This is a genomic window from Streptomyces sp. cf386 (assembly GCF_900103585.1).
GTDB lineage: Bacteria > Actinomycetota > Actinomycetes > Streptomycetales > Streptomycetaceae > Streptomyces.
The window spans coordinates 21343-38978 of sequence record NZ_FNHV01000034.1; the positions used below are offsets into that span (position 1 = coordinate 21343).

At 71.1% G+C, this 17636-nt stretch carries 16 protein-coding genes, 1 tRNA gene and 4 pseudogenes; 16 read left to right on the forward strand and 5 right to left on the reverse strand.

Annotation, left to right across the window (positions count from 1 at the left end; translation table 11 throughout):
- Positions 1-77: 77 nt before the first annotated feature.
- A complete protein-coding gene (locus BLU79_RS44530) occupies positions 78-1058 on the forward strand; it encodes a winged helix-turn-helix domain-containing protein (RefSeq protein ID WP_093911772.1) in 981 nt (326 codons plus the stop codon).
- Between the two features lie 9 nt (positions 1059-1067).
- Here BLU79_RS44530 and BLU79_RS49595 read toward each other — a convergent pair.
- Both BLU79_RS49595 and BLU79_RS44540 read right to left on the reverse strand, forming a co-directional pair.
- Positions 1068-1394: pseudogene (locus BLU79_RS49595) on the reverse strand (IS5/IS1182 family transposase); the annotation flags it as partial.
- Between the two features lie 213 nt (positions 1395-1607).
- Positions 1608-1787 (reverse strand): annotated as a pseudogene (locus BLU79_RS44540) (IS5/IS1182 family transposase); the annotation flags it as partial.
- Positions 1788-2442: 655 nt separating this feature from the next.
- Here BLU79_RS44540 and BLU79_RS44545 point away from each other — a divergent pair.
- The 6 genes and pseudogenes from BLU79_RS44545 to BLU79_RS44570 form a co-directional block, all read left to right on the forward strand.
- A pseudogene (locus BLU79_RS44545) lies at positions 2443-4119 on the forward strand (ATP-binding protein); the annotation flags it as partial.
- Between the two features lie 983 nt (positions 4120-5102).
- Positions 5103-5537 (forward strand): roadblock/LC7 domain-containing protein, encoded by a 435-nt coding sequence (locus tag BLU79_RS44550; RefSeq protein ID WP_003996239.1) that lies wholly within the window; start codon positions 5103-5105, stop codon positions 5535-5537.
- A gap of 2 nt (positions 5538-5539) precedes the next feature.
- The gene (locus BLU79_RS44555) at positions 5540-5911 is read left to right on the forward strand and encodes a DUF742 domain-containing protein (RefSeq protein ID WP_093911774.1); all 372 of its coding nucleotides are present in this window, start codon (positions 5540-5542) and stop codon (positions 5909-5911) included.
- Entirely contained in the window at positions 5889-6488 is a 600-nt protein-coding gene (locus tag BLU79_RS44560) for a GTP-binding protein (RefSeq protein ID WP_093911775.1), read from the forward strand. The genes BLU79_RS44555 and BLU79_RS44560 overlap by 23 nt, the downstream gene beginning before the upstream one ends.
- A 61-nt stretch (positions 6489-6549) precedes the next feature.
- Entirely contained in the window at positions 6550-7128 is a 579-nt protein-coding gene (locus BLU79_RS44565) for a GAF domain-containing protein (RefSeq protein ID WP_093911776.1), read from the forward strand.
- Positions 7129-7186: 58 nt separating this feature from the next.
- The gene (locus BLU79_RS44570) at positions 7187-7780 is read left to right on the forward strand and encodes a TetR/AcrR family transcriptional regulator (protein WP_093911777.1); all 594 of its coding nucleotides are present in this window, start codon (positions 7187-7189) and stop codon (positions 7778-7780) included.
- Positions 7781-7793: 13 nt separating this feature from the next.
- Here BLU79_RS44570 and BLU79_RS44575 read toward each other — a convergent pair whose 3' ends face one another.
- Genes BLU79_RS44575 through BLU79_RS44585 form a run of 3 tightly spaced genes read right to left on the reverse strand, consistent with a single transcriptional unit; the run spans position 7794 to position 9954 of the window.
- Positions 7794-8399, reverse strand: a complete 606-nt coding sequence (locus tag BLU79_RS44575; protein ID WP_093911778.1) for a GOLPH3/VPS74 family protein — start codon at positions 8397-8399, stop codon at positions 7794-7796.
- Complete coding sequence (locus tag BLU79_RS44580; protein ID WP_177001435.1) at positions 8396-9655, reverse strand: YbfB/YjiJ family MFS transporter; 1260 nt, start codon at positions 9653-9655, stop codon at positions 8396-8398. Before BLU79_RS44580 ends, BLU79_RS44575 begins: the two co-directional genes overlap by 4 nt.
- Positions 9652-9954, reverse strand: coding sequence for a muconolactone Delta-isomerase family protein (locus BLU79_RS44585; RefSeq protein WP_093911779.1), 303 nt, complete (start codon positions 9952-9954; stop codon positions 9652-9654). The genes BLU79_RS44580 and BLU79_RS44585 overlap by 4 nt, the downstream gene beginning before the upstream one ends.
- Before the next feature lie 135 nt (positions 9955-10089).
- Here BLU79_RS44585 and BLU79_RS44590 point away from each other — a divergent pair.
- The 9 genes and pseudogenes from BLU79_RS44590 to BLU79_RS44630 form a co-directional block, all read left to right on the forward strand.
- Positions 10090-10725, forward strand: a pseudogene (locus BLU79_RS44590) (LysR family transcriptional regulator); the annotation flags it as partial.
- A gap of 236 nt (positions 10726-10961) precedes the next feature.
- Positions 10962-11990 carry an L-threonine 3-dehydrogenase gene (gene tdh, locus BLU79_RS44595; RefSeq protein WP_093911781.1) on the forward strand — a complete coding sequence of 343 codons (1029 nt, stop codon included), beginning with the start codon at positions 10962-10964 and terminating at the stop codon, positions 11988-11990.
- A 54-nt stretch (positions 11991-12044) separates the two neighbouring features.
- Complete coding sequence (locus tag BLU79_RS44600) at positions 12045-13238, forward strand: glycine C-acetyltransferase (protein WP_093911782.1); 1194 nt, start codon at positions 12045-12047, stop codon at positions 13236-13238.
- Positions 13239-13274: 36 nt separating this feature from the next.
- Positions 13275-14177 (forward strand): LysR family transcriptional regulator, encoded by a 903-nt coding sequence (locus BLU79_RS44605; RefSeq protein ID WP_093911783.1) that lies wholly within the window; start codon positions 13275-13277, stop codon positions 14175-14177.
- Between the two features lie 46 nt (positions 14178-14223).
- On the forward strand, positions 14224-14811 hold the full coding sequence (locus BLU79_RS44610; protein WP_093911784.1) for a helix-turn-helix domain-containing protein: 588 nt from the start codon (positions 14224-14226) through the stop codon (positions 14809-14811).
- The gene (locus tag BLU79_RS44615) at positions 14808-15341 is read left to right on the forward strand and encodes a GNAT family N-acetyltransferase (protein ID WP_256333722.1); all 534 of its coding nucleotides are present in this window, start codon (positions 14808-14810) and stop codon (positions 15339-15341) included. Before BLU79_RS44610 ends, BLU79_RS44615 begins: the two co-directional genes overlap by 4 nt.
- A 30-nt stretch (positions 15342-15371) precedes the next feature.
- Positions 15372-15731, forward strand: a complete 360-nt coding sequence (locus BLU79_RS44620; RefSeq protein ID WP_177001436.1) for an MmcQ/YjbR family DNA-binding protein — start codon at positions 15372-15374, stop codon at positions 15729-15731.
- A gap of 123 nt (positions 15732-15854) precedes the next feature.
- Positions 15855-15928 (forward strand) — tRNA-Pro (locus BLU79_RS44625).
- Positions 15929-16170: 242 nt separating this feature from the next.
- On the forward strand, positions 16171-17604 hold the full coding sequence (locus BLU79_RS44630) for a tetratricopeptide repeat protein (protein ID WP_093911786.1): 1434 nt from the start codon (positions 16171-16173) through the stop codon (positions 17602-17604).
- Positions 17605-17636 lie beyond the last annotated feature (32 nt).

A 17636-nucleotide genomic window follows, 5' to 3' on the forward strand; every position in this document is an offset into this window, starting at 1 on the left:
CGCCGTGTGCCCACTCCACTCACCAATGATTCGTCGCTGGACGAATCGGAACAGACGTCCGGCGGTAGCATCGCAGGGTGCTCCGCTTCGAAGTCTCCGTCGAGGACCTGCTGCGCAGCCGCTTCGGACTGTCGCCCGCGATGGACCTCTGCTTACTGCTTCGCTCGCTCGCCGGCCCAAACCGGCCGCTGCCGCGAGCCTGGGCGACCCGGCTCCTGCCGGCCTTTGAACGGCTTCGCCGCGAGACCGAACTGGACGCCGCCCTCGCTCTGCACACCCCGCAATCCGGACCGAACTTCGTCGCCCCGCCCCCGCGCGGCCTCAACCAGACCTGGGCAGACGACCTGGCCATGATCCGGGCCACACCGCTGGAAGAGGCCCGCCATGAATTCGCCACCACCGCGACCGGCCCGTCCGCCCATGATCCCCGCGTACGCGCAGTGCTGGACTCCACGGACGCCGTCTCCAGGATCGCCGAGGCGATGGACCAGGCGTGGCACGAGCTGCTCGCCACGGACTGGCCGCAACTGCGAGCGATCTGTGAGCGCGATGTCGTGCACCGGGTGGGTGTGATCGGCGAACACGGATGGGCCACGACCATCGAGAGCCTGCACCCGAGCATCGCCTGGCGCGCCGGCGGTATCGAGATCGGCTTCTTCCCCTCAGTCGGAAACGTCCGCCTCGCCGGCGACGGGCTACTGCTGATCCCTTCGGTCTTCGTCGGGAATATCGCCGCCCACCTGGAAGACCCCTGGCCCAGGACCTTGGTCTATCCTGCCCGCGGCACCGCCGCCCTGTGGGGCGAACAGGCGACCGTCCCCCAACCGGACGCACTGACCGCTCTGGTCGGCCGGGCCCGAGCCCGGCTGCTGTTGGCGCTGGACGCCCCGGCCAGTACCAGCCACCTCGCCCGAAGCCTCGCCATGGCACCCGGCGCGGTGGGAGACCACCTCGCCATCCTGCGAGGCGCGGGGCTGCTCGTCCGCGCCCGGTCCGGACGGTCGGTGCTCTACCGGCGCACCCCGCTCGGCGAGGCGCTGGTCGCCGGTTCGGGCTGAGGGCTCAGATCAGCACCGTTGTTTGAGGCGCCGCCGGCAGATGATTGCGCAGCCGAGGGTGAGGAAGGCCTGGTGGATGTCGGCGCGGATTTCCCAGCGGATACGCAGTCGGCGGAACCAGCGCAGAAGTGCGCAGGCCGCTTCGACGACCCAGCGGTTCTTGCCCAGGCCGCTTCTGTGCCCGGTGCCGCGTCGGGCGATGAGCGTGCGGATGCCCAGCTCACGGACCTGGCAGCGGTAGACGTTGTGGTCGTCACCGCGGTCGGCGTAGAGGACGTCGGGGTGCTGACGGGATCGTCCGCGCTTGCCGCGGATGGGCGGTACGGCTTGGATCAGGATCCCTGGCTCACCTCGTCAGCCGGTGACGCCGTGCTGGAGCTGCTTCTCGGCGCAGAGCAGGTGGCGGCCGCTGACAAGTCGGGTTGGAGCCAGCCGCACATCGGGCAGACAGCTCTCGTCGTAGTGGACGCGGGCACCGGACCTCCTCCACCTGCCGGGTGTGCAGGCTCTGCCACGGTGTTTCGCCCTGGTGTTCTGCGTTCCGGCTCCCTTTGACGCGGGCGCCGGCGGCGGTCCGGTCCGGGCACCGGCCGCGTGCCGATGAGCCCGCACGATGGTGGAGTCGACCGAGATGTCCCAGTCGATCTCGCCCGCGGCGTCGGCCTAGGCCTGGACCTGCTGCAGCAGACGCTCCCACGTGCCGTCGGCCGACCAAAGGCGGTGGCGTTCTCGGCATCCGTCAGATCGCCCCGCCCCATGCTCGCAACAATGACCCAGGCACGGGGCAGTCGCATGATCGCCCGGACAGCTCTAGAGCGCGTCTCCTGTCTGCGGGCTGCCGAGGAGCGGCCCGCAGGCGCGCGCGGGGCACCGTTTCGCGCCCCTGCACGTCCTTGGGCGCGGGGTGTAGGGGAGTGCGTGGGGGCGCGCGTGCGACACGGTGCGCCGCTACAGGCGGTGACGTTCTGGGGATCGGCGCACCGGGCGCGCGCAGTGCTGAAACGTCCCGGCCGGGGCGGTCGGGGATGCGGAAGCGAGGCATCGATCAGGGGCGGGGCACGGAAAGTGCCCCGCCCTTGAAGTTTTCTTCGTGACCACTTCTGACCAGGTCCGATCGTTCCAGTGCTCCATGCGGGCGAACGGTGGAGCTGGTTATCGGTCTGTCGTACGAGGCCTCATACCAGAGCGGGACGCTACCTGCCGGACTTTGTCAACTGCCCACCGCACATGATGCGGAGGCGACTACTGTCAGTGTCCGTCGGGCGACGCGGAGCCGAATTTCCTTCGGCTCTGTCGACCGACATCGCGATGGCGCATGCCCCGGGCCGCGCAGACCGCGCGCAACCCCAAGGCTCCCGACCGACGGACCAGTACGAGGACCCCGATGTCTCAACTCCGCGCCCCGGCCGCACGCGCAGACCGCCGTGAGGGCGGGCGGCACGGGCGCCCGGCTGCCCGCACCGCACCCGCGCTGCCCGAGACCCACATACGGCCCCAACTGCTGCGTCTGGCCGTGCTGCCACCCATCGCGGTGGCGCTCAGCGGCTGCGCGGCCGTGCTGTTCGTCGTGCGCACCACCGGAGCACGGCCGAGCCTCACCCTGTGGGCCGTGCTCACCGGGGCGGTCTCGGTGACCCTCGCAGGCATCCTGATCGCGGCGGTGGCCGCCAACCGCACCGCCAGGTCCGTGAGCGACCGCATCGGCGCCCTGCGCCGCAGCAGCGCGCGCGGCGAGGCCGATCTGCGGGCCCTCGTCGAGACGTTGCGGCGCGGTGACGGCCCGCCGAAGCGCAAGTCGCGCAGCGGTCCGCCCGACGGCGCCGACGACTTCGAACTGCTCGCCGCCGACCTGTCCCGCGCCCACGAAGGCGCCGTCACCGCCGTCGTCCAGGCCTCCCAGCTCTCCAGCCAGGCCGGCAGCGAACAGAAGCTCGAGGTCTTCGTCAATCTCGCCCGGCGCCTTCAGTCACTGGTGCACCGCGAGATCTCGATCCTCGACGAGCTGGAGAACGAGATCGAGGACCCCGATCTGCTCAAGGGCCTCTTCCACGTGGACCACCTCGCCACCCGCATCCGCCGTCACGCCGAGAACCTCGCCGTGCTCGGCGGCGCCGTCTCCCGCCGGCAGTGGAGCAATCCCGTCTCCATGACCGAGGTGCTGCGCTCGGCCATCGCGGAAGTCGAGCAGTACTCGCGGGTCAAGCTCGTGCCTCCGATCGACGGCACCCTGCGCGGACACGCCGTCGCCGACGTCATCCACCTGCTGGCCGAACTCGTCGAGAACGCCACGGTGTTCTCCGCCCCGCACACCCAGGTGCTCCTCCGCGCCAACCTCGTGACCTCCGGTCTCGCCGTCGAGGTCGAGGACCGCGGGCTCGGCATGCCCGTCGCCGAGCAGAACCGTATGAACGCCCTGCTCGACGACCCCGACCAGGTCAACGTCGCCAGCCTGCTGGCGGACGGCCGAATCGGGCTGTTCGTCGTGTCCCAGCTCGCCAAACGGCACGGCATCCATGTGCGGCTCCAGACCAACATCTACGGCGGCGTCCAGGCCGTACTCGTCGTGCCGCAGGGGTTGTTGGGGACGGAACCGGGGGCTGGGGCCCGTGGAGGCTCGGGGCGGGCGCCGGAGCCGCAGGAGCCACAAACAGCGACTGGTACGGCCGTACCGCCGCACTCCTCGTCGCAGGCACGCCCGCAGCAGGCACCGGTGCCGCCTCAGCAGCATCGGCAGCCCATGTCGGCCCCATCGTCCGCATCGGCGGGCGGGCAGCGAGGTGCTGCCGAGGCGTCGCCGGGGACACCTCGGCGACCGCATCCGCAGTCGCAGCCCGGCGTCAGGGGCGCGGCCCCGATGCCCAACGGCACCGGACCGGCGCCGCTACCGATGCGCGGTGCCGGTGACGGGCGGGCCAACCCGGCGGACGCCGTGCCCGGCATCAGGCCCGGTGAGCGTCGGATCGTCGCGGAGAACACGGTCGCACCGCCGACCCCGCGCACCGGCACCGTCCGCGGCACCATGGGCAAGCCCCAACTGCCACGACGCCGGGCCCAGGAACACATCGCGCCCCAACTCCGGGACGCCCCCGCACCGCGCCAGGAATCCGACCACCTCGCCGGGCACGACCCGGGGCTGATGGCGGCGTTCCAGCGGGGCATCGGGCTGGCGGAGACGCAGCAGCACATGGAGACGCAGCAGCACATGGAGGCTGCGCACATGGATGCGGCGGGTGTGGACGCTGGGCATGCGGATGCCGGGCACCTGGACGTCGGGCATACGGATCCCCAGCACATGGGTGGCGGCCATATGGCTGGTGGAGCCACGGAGTTGGGGCGCATGGAACCCGGACGTGGGGGGCCGGGGCGCATGGGCGGCGAGCACATGGATGCGGGGCACATGGGCCTGGGTCACATGGACACTCCGCACACATCGTCGAGCCACGTGACGCACACGGTGTCAGGCCACATGGGCTCGGGCCACGCGACGTCGGGCCACACGTCGTCCGCCCACATGGTCTCGGGCCACATGGACGGACGCCACTGGGACGCAGGCCACATGGACTCGGACCACACCACCGCCACCTCGTCCCCCACCACGCGTCCGGCCACCTTCTCCTACATGACCCCACCACACACGACCTCCGACACCACGTCGCTCACCCCGGAACCGACCCGCCCGGACCCCACACCCCCCGAGTCCACCCGCCTGGAGTCAGCGCGCCCCGCGCCGATCCGGCTGGAGCCGACGAGCCTCGACATGGGTGGCCCAACGCCCCCACGGCTGCGCCCGACCTCCCTGGATGCGCTCCACACAGACGTCACCCCCATGCCCACCAGGCCCCACATGGACGTATCGCCCATGGACCAGGCCCACATGACCGAGACGTACCCCGGGTCCGCGCCCGGCAGCGACCGCACCACCCGGCACGACGGGAGCGCACCAGCCGGATGACCACGCCCCTGACCAGCTCGAAGTCCGCCTGGGAGGCCACCCCCACCCCCAGCGCTCCCGCAGACCTTCGTACCTCAAGGAGTCGATCCATCATGGCGAGCGAAGCGCCGACCGCTCATGTGTCCGATCTCGACTGGCTGATGAGTGGCCTCGTGCAGCGCGTACCGCACACGACCAGTGCGGTGCTCCTCTCCTGCGACGGGCTCGTGAAGTCGGTTCACGGCCTCGACCCGGACAGCGCCGACCACATGGCCGCCCTGGCCTCCGGTCTGTACTCCCTCGGCCGCAGTGCCGGAGTCCGTTTCGGCGACGGCGGAGACGTCCGCCAGGTCGTCGTCGAGCTCGACTCGACCCTGCTGTTCGTGACGACGGCCGGCTCCGGCACCTGCCTCGCCGTCCTGGCCGGCCGGGAGGCCGACGCGGCCGTGCTCGGCTACGAGATGGCGATGCTCGTCAAGAGCGTCCGCCCCTACCTGGTCACCGCACCCCGGCAGCACTCCGTCGAACCCTCGGCGATGAGGCCTTGAACGTGACGGCGGCCGGCGACGGGCCCTGGCTCGACGACGCGGCCGGACGGCTGGTGCGCCCCTTCACGGTCAGCAATGGCCGTACCCGGCCCACCATCGCGCTCGACCTCATGTCGCAGGTGATGGCCACCGGGGCGACCCCCCTCGGCTATCTCGGGCCCGAGCACGAGCAGGCGCTCGACCTGTGCCGCGCCCCCGTCTCGGTCGCCGAGGTCGCGGCCCACCTGAAGCTGCCGGCGGCGGTCACCAAGGTGCTGCTGTCGGACCTCGTCGACGGCGGGGCGCTCACCACCAAGCCCCCCGAGTTCCACCACAACCCGACAGACCGGGCTCTTCTGGAGGCAGTGCTCGATGGACTACGACGACAGCTCTGACCCCTTCCCCACCGCACTGAAGATCTTGGTGGCGGGAGGGTTCGGGGTCGGCAAGACGACCTTCGTGGGCGCGGTGAGCGAGATCGCGCCGCTCAGTACGGAGGAACTGCTCACCACGGTCAGCGCCGCGACCGACAGCCTTGAGGGAGTCGAGAACAAGGTCGAGACGACGGTGGCCATGGACTTCGGCCGCATCACGCTCGATCCGGAACACGTCCTGTACCTGTTCGGCACGCCCGGGCAGGAGCGGTTCTGGTTCATGTGGGACGAGCTCTCCGAGGGCGCCCTCGGAGCGGTCATCCTCGCCGACACCCGGCGGCTGGAGGACTGCTTCGCGGCCGTCGACTTCTTCGAGCAGCGCGGCCTCGGTTTCATCGTCGCGATCAACGACTTCGACGGCGCCTACCGGTACGACCCCGAGGAGGTCAGGGCCGCCATCGACCTCGATCCGGAGATCCCCGTCGTCCGCTGCGACGCCCGGATCTCCAGCTCCGGTGTGCAGACCCTGCTGACCCTCGTACGGCATCTCATCGCCCACACCCCGGCACCCGCGCCCAGCCACGGCGCCCACATGTGACACCCGCACACCCCAGGACGGAGCCGCATATGACCTACGCCCACGGCGACGGAATCCACGCATGAGCTATGGCCCACCTCGCCCAGTCGCCCGCCTGCTGCTCACTCCCGAGGACAAGGAGGCCCCCGCCCGTGCCCGGCGACTGCTCCGACTGGGTCTGGGAGAGCAACCGGACCCGGCCCTCGATGTCTTCGCGGACCATCTCGCCGAGCTCACCGGTGCGCCGTACGCCATGGTCAACTTCGTCGGCGAGAACCGGCAGTTCTTCGCCGGGCTGCATGTGCGGCGGGCCATCAGCCTTCAGCGGGCCGACGACTCCAAGCCGGAGCTGGGCCGCCACATGGAACGCGACCATGGGTTCTGCCCCCATGTGGTCGTCCGGCACAAGGCGCTGGTCCTGGAGGATGTCCGCGACTATCCGCGGTTCGCGGGAAACCCGATCGTCGACGAGTTCGGTATCCGCTCCTATCTGGGCGCTCCGCTCATCGACTCCACGGGGATGGCGCTGGGCACGGTGTGTGTCGTCGACGTGGAGCCACGGCCGTGGGGCAGGGCCGGCCTGGAGACCATCAAGGCGTCGGCCGCGGAACTGGTGGTGCGGCTGGAGCGGCGGGCGGCGGACGGGCTGCCGTTGCTGTGACGGCGGGTAACGTCGGCGCAACTAGCCGACCGGTCTAGTACCTAAGTACACTGGCTTTGTGGGACGAACCAGTGACGCCAAGCAGAAGATCCTCGGTGCCGCCCGCTCGCTGATCGAGAGCCGTGGTTACTCGGCGCTGGGCGTGGCCGAGATCTGCAAGGCCGCCGGGGTGCCGAAGGGGAGCTTCTACTACTTCTTCGAGTCCAAGGAGTCTCTCGCGCTCGCCGTCGTGGACGAGCACTGGGCCGCGCAGCAGCGTGACTGGGTGCGCGTCCTGGGCGGCGAGGCGGAACCCCTGGAGCGGCTGCGGCAGTTGTTCGAGGAGACGGAGGCCGGTCAGCGTGCCGTCCAGGAGGGCTGCGGCACCGTGTCGGGCTGCCTGTTCGGGAACCTCACCCTGGAACTGAGCAACCAGACCGAGGCTGTCCGTAGCCGGCTGCAGGAGATCTTCGACGCGCAGATCGACATGGTTGAGGCGGTCGTCGCCGAGGCCCGCGAGCGTGATGACATCACCGTGACCGACACCCGGGAGGCGGCGCGGGCGGTGGTCGCCCAGCTGGAGGGTCAGGTGATGTTCGCCAAGCTGTACAACAGCACCCAGCGGCTCGGCCCCCTGTGGGACAACTGCCTGGCCCTGCTGGGCGCCCGCTGACCGCCACCTGCTCCTAGAAGCCGCGCCAGACATTGTCGAACGCGGCGTCCTCGATCGCCCTGCGTTGCCGTACGGCCTCCAACTCCATCACCGCGTCACCGACCGCGGCCAGCACGGTCGTGACCGTGTCATCAGTGAGCGCTTCGGTGTCGTCGGCCGGTTCGTCGCCGATCCCGGCGGCGGCAGCCAGGGTGGTGAGGACGGGCTCGCCCGCCGCCCACCGCTCCTCGGCCCGGCGCCGGGCCGCCGAGTAGGCAGGCTCCGTCTGCTCGGTCCGCAACGGATTCCGGCGACCCCGCGGCCGGGTCGTCAGCCCGATCCGCTCCAGGTCGTCGACGTAGGCCGAGGACAACCCGCGGCCCCTGCGCCACAGCCAGTCCTCGACCGACTCGTACGGCTCCTGTCGTACGAGTGCCGCGGCGGCCTCGTCCAACAGACGGTCGTCGGTCGGTGCCTGGGCGTTGGGCACGATGTGGTCGTCGTCGAGGTCGAGGGCCCGAGCCTCGATGAGGTCGAACAGTTCGGCTCCGGCGAGTGCGAGGGACAGTTCGCCCTGCGCGACCGGCTTGTCCGTCGCCACGATCAGGGCGACGATCGCGAGGTCCTGTGCGGTGGTCATGAGCGGCTCCACGTCAGTCGGCCGAGTGCGGGGGCGAGCGCGTCGGAGCCGGCCGCTGCGGGCCGGGCGTCCTCGGTCGATTCTCGCCGCCGGACGGGGGCTTTGTGTCCTACTACGACCATGTGGTGTGGGAAGCCGATCCGCAGGACGGCGGCGGCCACGGCCGCGGTGAGGACCACGAGGGCGGCCAGGAGCAGGGCCTGCTGATAGCCGTGCCGGAGCAGCGGGGCGACGACCAGCGGGCCCAGGATCTGGCCGACGGAGTATCCGGCGGTCAGCAGGGCGACCGAGCGGGGGAATCTCAGATGGGCCCCCGTGGCCAGGGCGATGGTGCTGACGCCAAGGAAGGTGGCGCCGAACAGGACCGCGGAGGCGAGGGCAGCCGCTGTCCCGCCGATCACCGCGGGCAGTGCGATGCCGACCGCCTGGAGCGCCAGCGCGGCGATCAGCAGGTCCGGGCGGGACCAGCGGCGCCCCAGCCGCGCCCACAGCGCCGAGGACGGTACGGCGGCCAGCCCCACGAGCACCCAGGCACCGCTCCCGACCCAGCCGGGGGAGCCCTGACCGATGGTCGCCACCAGGAAGGTCCCGGCGACGATATAGCCGATGCCCTCCAGGGTGTAGCTCGCGAACAGGGCACCGAACCAGCGATGTGTTCGGGCCGCCGGAGCACCGGATCCCGGGGAGCCTGCGGGCGGTGCTTCAGGGCGCAGGTTCCACGAACCGGCCGTGAGCACCGCGGCGAGCGCGGCCGAGGCCCACCAGGCGGCCCGCCAGTCGGCGACGGAACCCAGACCCAGGACCAGCAGGCCGGAAAGCGCGATGCCGGCGCCCACGCCACCGAAGGCCCAGCCGGGCAGGTGCCGTGGGTGTTCCCGCAGGTGGTGGAGGAGGGAACCGGCCGCTACGACGAAGATCAGGGCGCTGGCCACCCCGGCCAGCAGCCGTAGTGCGCCCCACGTGGAGGTGCTGTGAGTGAGGGGCATCGCGGCGAGAGTCCCGGTCAACGCGAGCAGGGAGCCGCGCAGGACGGTACGCGAACGGATCAGCTTGGGGAGCAGGATGCCCGCCAGGGCGCCGAGGAGGTAGCCGACGTAGTTGGCGGTGGTCAGGTTCGCTCCCGTGCCGGCGGACAGGCTCGCCCGAGCGTGCATCAAGGGCAGGATCGGGGTGTAGACGAAGCGTCCGACCCCCATGCCCGCGGCCAGGGCGGCAGCGGCTCGGGCGACATGGGGCCAGGGGGAGGATGTGGTCATCGGGCGCCGTCGGCCCGGCCCGGGTCGTTGGGGTGGGACTCCAGCAGGGTGACGGCGAGGATCATCCACGGGCGCAGCGGCAGCGTGCCGAGCACCTTCTCGTGGAGCTCCTCCTCGTCGGCGGCCCGCCACACGCCGATGCTGCGCAGCTCGCCCACGGGGCGCCACAGCCGCGCCAGACGGCCGTCGGCGGCCAGCTCCGCGGCGCGGACGGCCTCGGCGGCCCGCCGCCGGTCGACCTCGTCCTGGCTGGTGCCCTCGGGAATGGTGGTGGTGATCTCGACCAGGAACTCGCGCATGGCCTCTCTCCGTTCGAACGCCGGCTGCGGTGCTCCGCCCCCGGCTCTGTGCCCTCAGCCTGCGCCCGCCACCAGCGCGAATGCCACGACCGCTGCCCTCGCTGCTGAGAGGCGCAGCCTCCCAGCGCGCGTAGCATGGCGCGCGTGGAGCTGCGTCAACTGCGGTACTTCGTCGCGGTCGCCGAGGAACTCAACTTCGGCCGGGCCGCCGAGCGGCTGCTCATCGCGGGACCCTCGCTCTCCCAGCAGATCAAGGCGCTCGAACGGAACCTGGGCATCCGGCTGTTCGACCGCGACCGCCGCTCGGTCTCCCTCACCCCGGCCGGCGCCGCCCTGCTCCCGCACACCAGGGCTCTGCTGGAGCAGGCCGACGACCTCAAACGCCGGGCCGGCCGGCTGTCGGGAACGGAGTCTGTACGGCTCGGCTACGTCAACTGGCTTCCTCCGGACCTGACTTCGCGTACGGCGGCGGTGGCCCGTGTGCATGTCGACGCGTGGGTCGCGCCCTCGCACACACAGGCCGTCCGGGTCGCCGACGGCAGCCTGGACCTCGCCGTGTGCTGGGTCCGGACCCAGGACCTGAAGCGGCACGGACTGCGGGGCAGACTCATCGGCGCCGACCGGCTCTACGCCGTCGCCATGGGCGCGGATACCAGCGACGTGGCCGCCGGTGACACCGATGTGCTCATCGACGACGACATCACCTCCTGGCAGTCATGGAACGCCTACGCCGAGGAGCTGACCGGGACCACCGGCGCCCGCGCCGTGCGCGGGAGGTGTCGTACGAGAGGTGCCACCGCTCGATCCGGACCTGATCGCGTACCTCGACGGTGGGCAGCGGGCGCCCGAGCCGAGCGCGTGAAGGAAAGCTGTGGCGCCGCTTAAGAAAACCTCGATGGACCAGGACGCCGCCGTACGGCAGATTGCTACGCGATTCCACTCCTCTCCCCGGCTGCGGGCTGCTTCGGCATGCCCATGGCCGGGACTCACCCTCAGGAGCCGTAGCGTTGAAGGCGCTGGTCAAGGAGAAGGCGGAGCCCGGGCTCTGGCTCGTGGACGTCCCGGAACCGTTCGTCGGACCCGGCGACGTACTGATCAAGGTGCTGCGCACCGGCATCTGCGGCACCGACCTGCACATCCGGGCCTGGGACGGCTGGGCGCAGCAGGCGATCCGCACCCCGCTGGTGGTCGGGCACGAGTTCGTCGGCGAGGTCGTGGAGACCGGCCGGGACGTCACCGACATCGCCGTCGGTGACCGGGTCAGTGGCGAGGGCCACCTGGTGTGCGGGAAGTGCCGCAACTGCCTCGCCGGGCGGCGGCACCTGTGCCGGGCCACCATAGGGCTCGGCGTCGGACGCGACGGTGCCTTCGCCGAGTACGTCGCCCTGCCGGCCGCCAATGTGTGGGTGCACCGTGTGCCCGTCGACCTCGACGTCGCCGCGATCTTCGACCCGTTCGGCAACGCCGTGCACACCGCGCTGTCGTTCCCGCTGGTCGGCGAGGACGTCCTGATCACCGGCGCCGGCCCGATCGGCCTGATGGCGGCGGCCGTGGCCCGGCACGCGGGGGCCCGCAACGTCGTGATCACCGATGTGAGCGAGGAGCGGCTGGAGCTGGCCCGCAAGGTGGGCGTGAGTCTCGCGCTGAACGTGTCGCAGTCGAGCATCGCCGACGGGCAGCGCGAACTCGGTCTGCGCGAGGGCTTCGACATCGGTCTGGAGATGTCCGGCCGCGCCGAGGCCATGCGCGACATGATCGCCAACATGACGCACGGCGGCCGGATCGCCATGCTCGGCCTGCCGGCGCAGGAGTTCCCGGTCGACTGGGCCCGCATCGTCACCTCGATGATCACCATCAAGGGCATCTACGGCCGTGAGATGTTCGAGACCTGGTACGCGATGTCCGTGCTGCTGGAAGGCGGCCTCGACCTCGCCCCCGTGATCACCGGCCGGTACGGCTACCGCGACTTCGAGGCGGCGTTCGCCGACGCGGCGAGCGGCCGTGGCGGCAAGGTCATCCTCGACTGGACCGCGTAAGCCACAGGCGGCCGTAACCACCTTTCCGCGCAAGCACCTTTAGGAGCTTCCCTCATGTTCGACTCCGTGCGCGACGACCTGCGCGCCACCCTCGACGAGATCCGCGCCGCCGGCCTGCACAAGCCCGAGCGCGTGATCGACACCCCGCAGTCCGCGACCGTCAATGTCGCGGCCGGTGGCCGTCCCGGCGAGGTCCTCAACTTCTGCGCCAACAACTACCTGGGCCTCGCCGACCACCCCGAGGTGATCGCCGCCGCCCACGAGGCGCTGGACCGCTGGGGCTACGGCATGGCGTCGGTGCGCTTCATCTGCGGGACACAGGAGGTGCACAAGGAACTGGAGGCCAGGCTCTCCGCGTTCCTCGGCCAGGAGGACACGATCCTGTACTCCTCCTGCTTCGACGCCAACGGCGGCGTGTTCGAGACGCTGCTCGGCCCGGAGGACGCGGTGATCTCCGACGCCCTCAACCACGCGTCGATCATCGACGGCATCCGGCTGTCCAAGGCCCGCCGCTTCCGGTACGCCAACCGCGATCTGGCGGACCTGGAACGGCAGTTGAAGGACGCGTCGGACGCCCGGCGTCGACTGATCGTCACGGACGGCGTCTTCTCCATGGACGGCTATGTGGCCCCGCTGCGCGAGATCTGCGACCTCGCCGACCGCTACGACGCCATGGTCATGGTCGACGACTCGCACGCCGTCGGCTTCGTCGGCCCCGGCGGCCGCGGCACCCCCGAGCTGCACGGCGTCATGGACCGCGTCGACATCATCACCGGCACCCTCGGCAAGGCCCTCGGCGGTGCCTCCGGCGGCTACGTCGCCGCCCGCGCCGAGATCGTCGCCCTGCTGCGCCAGCGCTCGCGGCCGTACCTCTTCTCCAACACCCTGGCCCCGGTGATCGCGGCGGCCTCCCTCAAGGTCCTCGACCTGCTGGAGTCCGCGGACGACCTGCGCGTCCGGCTGGCCGAGAACACGGCGCTGTTCCGCCGCCGTATGACCGAGGAGGGCTTCGAGATCCTCCCCGGCGACCACGCCATCGCGCCCGTGATGATCGGCGACGCGGCCAAGGCCGCCCGGCTGGCGGAGCTGCTGCTGGAGCGGGGCGTGTACGTGATCGGCTTCTCGTACCCGGTGGTGCCGCAGGACCAGGCCAGGATCCGCGTCCAGCTGTCCGCCGCGCACTCCACGGACGACGTCAACCGTGCCGTGGACGCCTTCATGGCGGCGCGGGCGGAGCTGGAGGGCTGAGTCGGAGCGCACGGGGCATTTGAGACAATCGATCGCATGATCGAAGCGCGGCGGCTCCACATCCTCCGTGCGGTGGCCGACCACCGTACGGTGACGGCGGCTGCCGCCGCGCTGTATCTGACCCCGTCCGCGGTCTCCCAGCAGCTGGCCGCGCTGGAGCAGGAGACGGGCCACCGGCTGGTCGAGCGCAGCGCCAAGGGCGTACGGCTGACCCCCGCCGGCGAGATCCTGCTCAGCCACACCAACGCGGTCCTGGCCCAGCTGGAGCGGGCGGAGGCGGAGCTCGCGGCCTACAGCTCCGGTGCGGCCGGCACGGTCACCGTCGCCGCCTTCGCGACCGGCATCGCCCAGGTCGTCGCCCCCGCGGTGGCCCGCCTCGCCGAGTCGGCGCCGGGCATCCGCATCCGGGTCCAGGACGCGGAGGGCGACGCGAGCCTGCCGATGGTGCTGGACCGGCAGGTGGACGTGGCGGTCGCCGTCGAGTACCGCGGGGCGCCTCCGGCCGACGACCCGCGCCTGACCCACGTACCGCTGTACGCCGAGCCTTTCGACGCGGTCGTCCCGGTCGCCCACCGCCTGGCCGGCACCGCCGAGATCCCCCTCGCCGACCTGGCCAAGGACCCGTGGATCGGCCCGTACCCCGGCAATCCCTGCCATGACGTGGTGGTCCTGGCCTGCGAGAACGCCGGCTTCCAGCCCCGTCTCGAACATTCCTCGGACGACTTCCGCGCGGTCGTCGCCCTTGCCTCGGCCGACGCGGGGGTGGCGCTGGTGCCGCGCTCGGCGCTGCGCGGCATGGACCTCGCGGGCGTCGTCGTACGACCCGTGGACGGGGTGGCGCCCACACGCCGGGTCTTCGCGGCCGTACGCCGAGGGGCCGAGCAGCATCCGCTGATCCGGCCGGTGCTGGAGGCGCTGGGGCAGGCGGCGGGGGAGTGAGCCTCCCGTAACGCTGCCGTCTCATATTTGGGATAGCTTCCCGAATATGAAACAGACGGCAGGGGGCGGCGAAGCCCCGGACACGGTCGACACCCGCCTCGGAGCCCGCCTGGCCGAGCTGCGGGCCGAACGCGGCTGGTCCCTGGGCGAGTTGGCGGAACACAGCGGTGTGAGCCGCTCGACCCTGTCCCGCGCCGAGCGGGCGGAGATCAGCCCCACCGCCTCGCTGCTGAACCGCCTGTGCCACGTCTACGGCCGGACCATGTCCCAACTGCTCAGCGAGATCGAGTCCGAGCCGGCGCTGCTGGTGCGGGCGGCCGAGCAGCCGGTGTGGGAGGACCGTTCCTCCGGGTTCGTACGGCGATCCGTGTCACCGCCGCACACCGGACTGCGCGGCGAGATCATCGAGGGCCGGCTCGCGGCGGGCGCCGACATCGCGTACGACCGGCCGCCCGTGCCCGGGCTGGAGCAGCACATCTGGGTGCTGGAGGGGGCGCTCGACGTGACGATTCAGGAGGTCGAGCACCGTCTCGGTGCCGGGGACTGTCTGCGGATGCGGGTGTGGGGTCCGACGAGGTTCCGGTGCCCGGGGTCCGAGGCGGTGCGCTACGTACTGGCGGTGGTGCTGCCGTGATCGTGAAGCGACTGGATGAGAGCCAACTGCACGACATGGCAGGCGAGTTGGCCGATCTGTTGGTCGACACCGTGGAGGGAGGTGCCTCCGTCGGGTTCCTCTCCCCGCTCGACCGTACGGCGGCCCTGGCCTGGTGGCAGGAGCGCGTGGCCGCCGTCGCCGCCGGGCAGCTGGCGGTGTGGGCGGCGCGTGAGGGGGAGCGGACGGTCGGCACGGTCGGCCTGGCATTTCCCGACAAGCCCAACAGTCGCCACCGGGCCGAGCTGGTCAAGCTGATGGTGCACCGGGACGCACGCGGGCGGGGCCTCGGCCGCAGGCTCCTCGCGAGCGCGGAGGAGGCCGCGATCGGCGCGGGCGTCACCCTCCTGCACCTGGACACCGAGACCGACAGCCCCGCCGAGGGGCTGTACGGCTCGGCCGGGTGGACCCGGGCCGGGGTGATCCCCGACTTCGCGGCGAGCCCGGCCGGGGTGCTGCGGCCGACGACCCTCTACTACAAGCATCTGGGTGCAACCGCTCTCACCAGGTGATTGTCAGTGGCAGCCGCTACGGTGCCTTGCATGCCGGATGCCGAAGACGTACGCCGTATCGCCCTGTCCCTGCCGGACACGACGGAGAAGATCGCGTGGAGCATGCCCACGTTCCGGGTCGCGGGCAAGATGTTCGCCACGCTGCCGGAGGAGGAGACCTCCATAGCGGTGCGCTGTCCCAAGGAGGAGCGCGACGAACTGGTCCTGGCCGAGCCGACGAAGTTCTGGATCGCCGACCACGAGGCGCAGTTCGCCTGGGTGCGGGTCCGGCTCGGCGCCCTGGAGGACGAGGGCGAACTGCGCGACATCCTGGCCGACTCCTGGCGCCAGGCGGCGCCCACGCGCCTGCTGGACGCGTACCCCGAGTTGGGCCTGCCGGACGGGGAGTGATCATCCGGCCCGCACGGCGAGCGGGATCACCCGCCGGACATAAAGGAGTGCGCGACCACCGACCCGAGTGCGGTATTGTTTCCATGCGCGTTCGGCCGGGGGAAACCCCAGGTCAGACCGCATCGGGACGTGGCGCAGCTTGGTAGCGCACTTGACTGGGGGTCAAGGGGTCGCAGGTTCAAATCCTGTCGTCCCGACTTGCTGAGGAGCAGGTCAGAGGCCGTATCGGAGCATTCCGATACGGCCTTTCGGTTGTTCGGAGCCAGGCCGGATCCGCGCGGCGAGCGGATGCGGACCAGTGGCGACGTCGGTCACAGGGACTCCAGGGCCTCGGGAGCGGTTCGGGTTGTTGCCCACCGCCGGGCCTTCGGGACCCGTCCCGAGCGTGGGGGCGCACCATGCGGGCGTCGGACCCGTTCCGCGACCGGGGGAGACCAGGATGAACGACCGGACGCCCGCTGTACCCGCCATGCCGAACTTCGCACCTGACGACGTCAGGCCACACGACCCGCTGGCCGTCGCCCTGGGCAATGCCTCGCTGCTCGGCGTCGGCTATCTGATGCTGCGGCGGCGCCGGCTCGCCCTCGCCGTCGTGGTCGTGACCGTCGTGCTGGTGTCCCAGGTCGTGTCGACGGCCGACTCTGCGTACGAAGTCGCCGTGCTCGTGTGGTGGGTGGCCGTCATCGGCCACGGGTGGTTCCTGGCGCGCAGCGGCGGGGGCGTGGGCGGAGCCAGGGGCTCGGTGGGTGGTCGGCGTCTGGTCGTGCTCGGCGTCACACTGCCGGTGCTGCTGGCCGTGGGGCTTCTGCGGTTCGACGCCTCCAGGATCGGGCAGAGCGTGGCCGACGCCCGCGAACGCGGCGACTGCACAGGGGTGTTGAGCGCCCAGGACGAGGTGTGGCTCGGGCACCGCATCGCCGACGCGCCGCTGAGCGCCCGCGGCGACGACGTCGTACGGGCATGTGAGCGGCTGCGCATCGCCCGGACCGAGTTGGCGACCGCGCTGACTGGGGACACGGATGCCCTGAAGCATGGCTTCGGCACACTCGCCTCGGTCCTCGCGAAGCCCGGCAACGAGCAGATGGTCGAGACCACTCTCGACGGATTCCTGCGCGGCCTGCCCACGAAGGACTCCTGCGACACGGTCACCGTCACCGACTGGCTGTACGACCGCAAGCGCAGCGACGACGTACTGGACCGGTCCGCGGACACGGCCGAACGGACCGCGCCCGCCGCGCTGATGGGGTGCGGCGACGACCTGATGGCGGACGACAGCTGGGAGCAGGCCCGCACGCACTACCAGCAGCTGCTCGACCGGTACCCCGACGACGACCTCGCGGACCGGGCGCGGAAGGGAGCCAGGCAGGCCACGCTGAGCATCGAGCTGGCCCACGTGCGCAGCCTGCTCACGGAGCGTACCGACGGGCAGCCCGAGTACTGCTCCAGCCCCGCGAAGTACAGCGGTGCCAAGCCCCTCGGCAAGGGCGCGAACCGCGCGCTGTTCTACCCCGACGGCGAGTACGCCATCGACCACTCGGAGAAACTCCCCGGCTCCTGGAAGGCCGATGGCCCCAGCGACGCCGTCCTGGTGGTCTGCATGGGCGAGACGACGTTCGGAAGCTCCGTCGAGACCTGCTCCTACTACAAGAGTGGGTCCTCCGGCGCCGTCTCGAACGTGACCTTCTACAGGATTGCGATCCCGGTGAAGGTGTACGAGTTGCGCACGGGAAAGCTCGTCGCCAACCGCACGATCCAGATCAACGGCACGAGCTGCCCGGGGTCCATCTACACCTCCGCGGACTCGACAAGCGAGTACGTCGTGGAGACCAAGTCCGCTGTGCGGTCCGCCTTCCGGCCGCTCGTCGTCCGGTGAGCCGCGGTCCGGGAGGGCTCCCGGGTGGGGCG

Bases quoted from the DNA above. Each gene is read 5' to 3' on its own strand.
- BLU79_RS44600 (WP_093911782.1), top strand. From the start codon at position 12,045: ATGTTCGACTCCGTGCGCGACGACCTGCGCGCCACCCTCGACGAGATC.
- BLU79_RS44610 (WP_093911784.1), top strand. From the start codon at position 14,224: ATGAAACAGACGGCAGGGGGCGGCGAAGCCCCGGACACGGTCGACACC.
- BLU79_RS44605 (WP_093911783.1), top strand. From the start codon at position 13,275: ATGATCGAAGCGCGGCGGCTCCACATCCTCCGTGCGGTGGCCGACCAC.
- BLU79_RS44575 (WP_093911778.1), bottom strand. From the start codon at position 8,399: ATGACCACCGCACAGGACCTCGCGATCGTCGCCCTGATCGTGGCGACG.
- BLU79_RS44620 (WP_177001436.1), top strand. From the start codon at position 15,372: ATGCCGGATGCCGAAGACGTACGCCGTATCGCCCTGTCCCTGCCGGAC.
- BLU79_RS44585 (WP_093911779.1), bottom strand. From the start codon at position 9,954: ATGCGCGAGTTCCTGGTCGAGATCACCACCACCATTCCCGAGGGCACC.
- BLU79_RS44580 (WP_177001435.1), bottom strand. From the start codon at position 9,655: ATGACCACATCCTCCCCCTGGCCCCATGTCGCCCGAGCCGCTGCCGCC.
- BLU79_RS44550 (WP_003996239.1), top strand. From the start codon at position 5,103: ATGGCGAGCGAAGCGCCGACCGCTCATGTGTCCGATCTCGACTGGCTG.
- BLU79_RS44560 (WP_093911775.1), top strand. From the start codon at position 5,889: ATGGACTACGACGACAGCTCTGACCCCTTCCCCACCGCACTGAAGATC.
- BLU79_RS44630 (WP_093911786.1), top strand. From the start codon at position 16,171: ATGAACGACCGGACGCCCGCTGTACCCGCCATGCCGAACTTCGCACCT.
- BLU79_RS44565 (WP_093911776.1), top strand. From the start codon at position 6,550: ATGAGCTATGGCCCACCTCGCCCAGTCGCCCGCCTGCTGCTCACTCCC.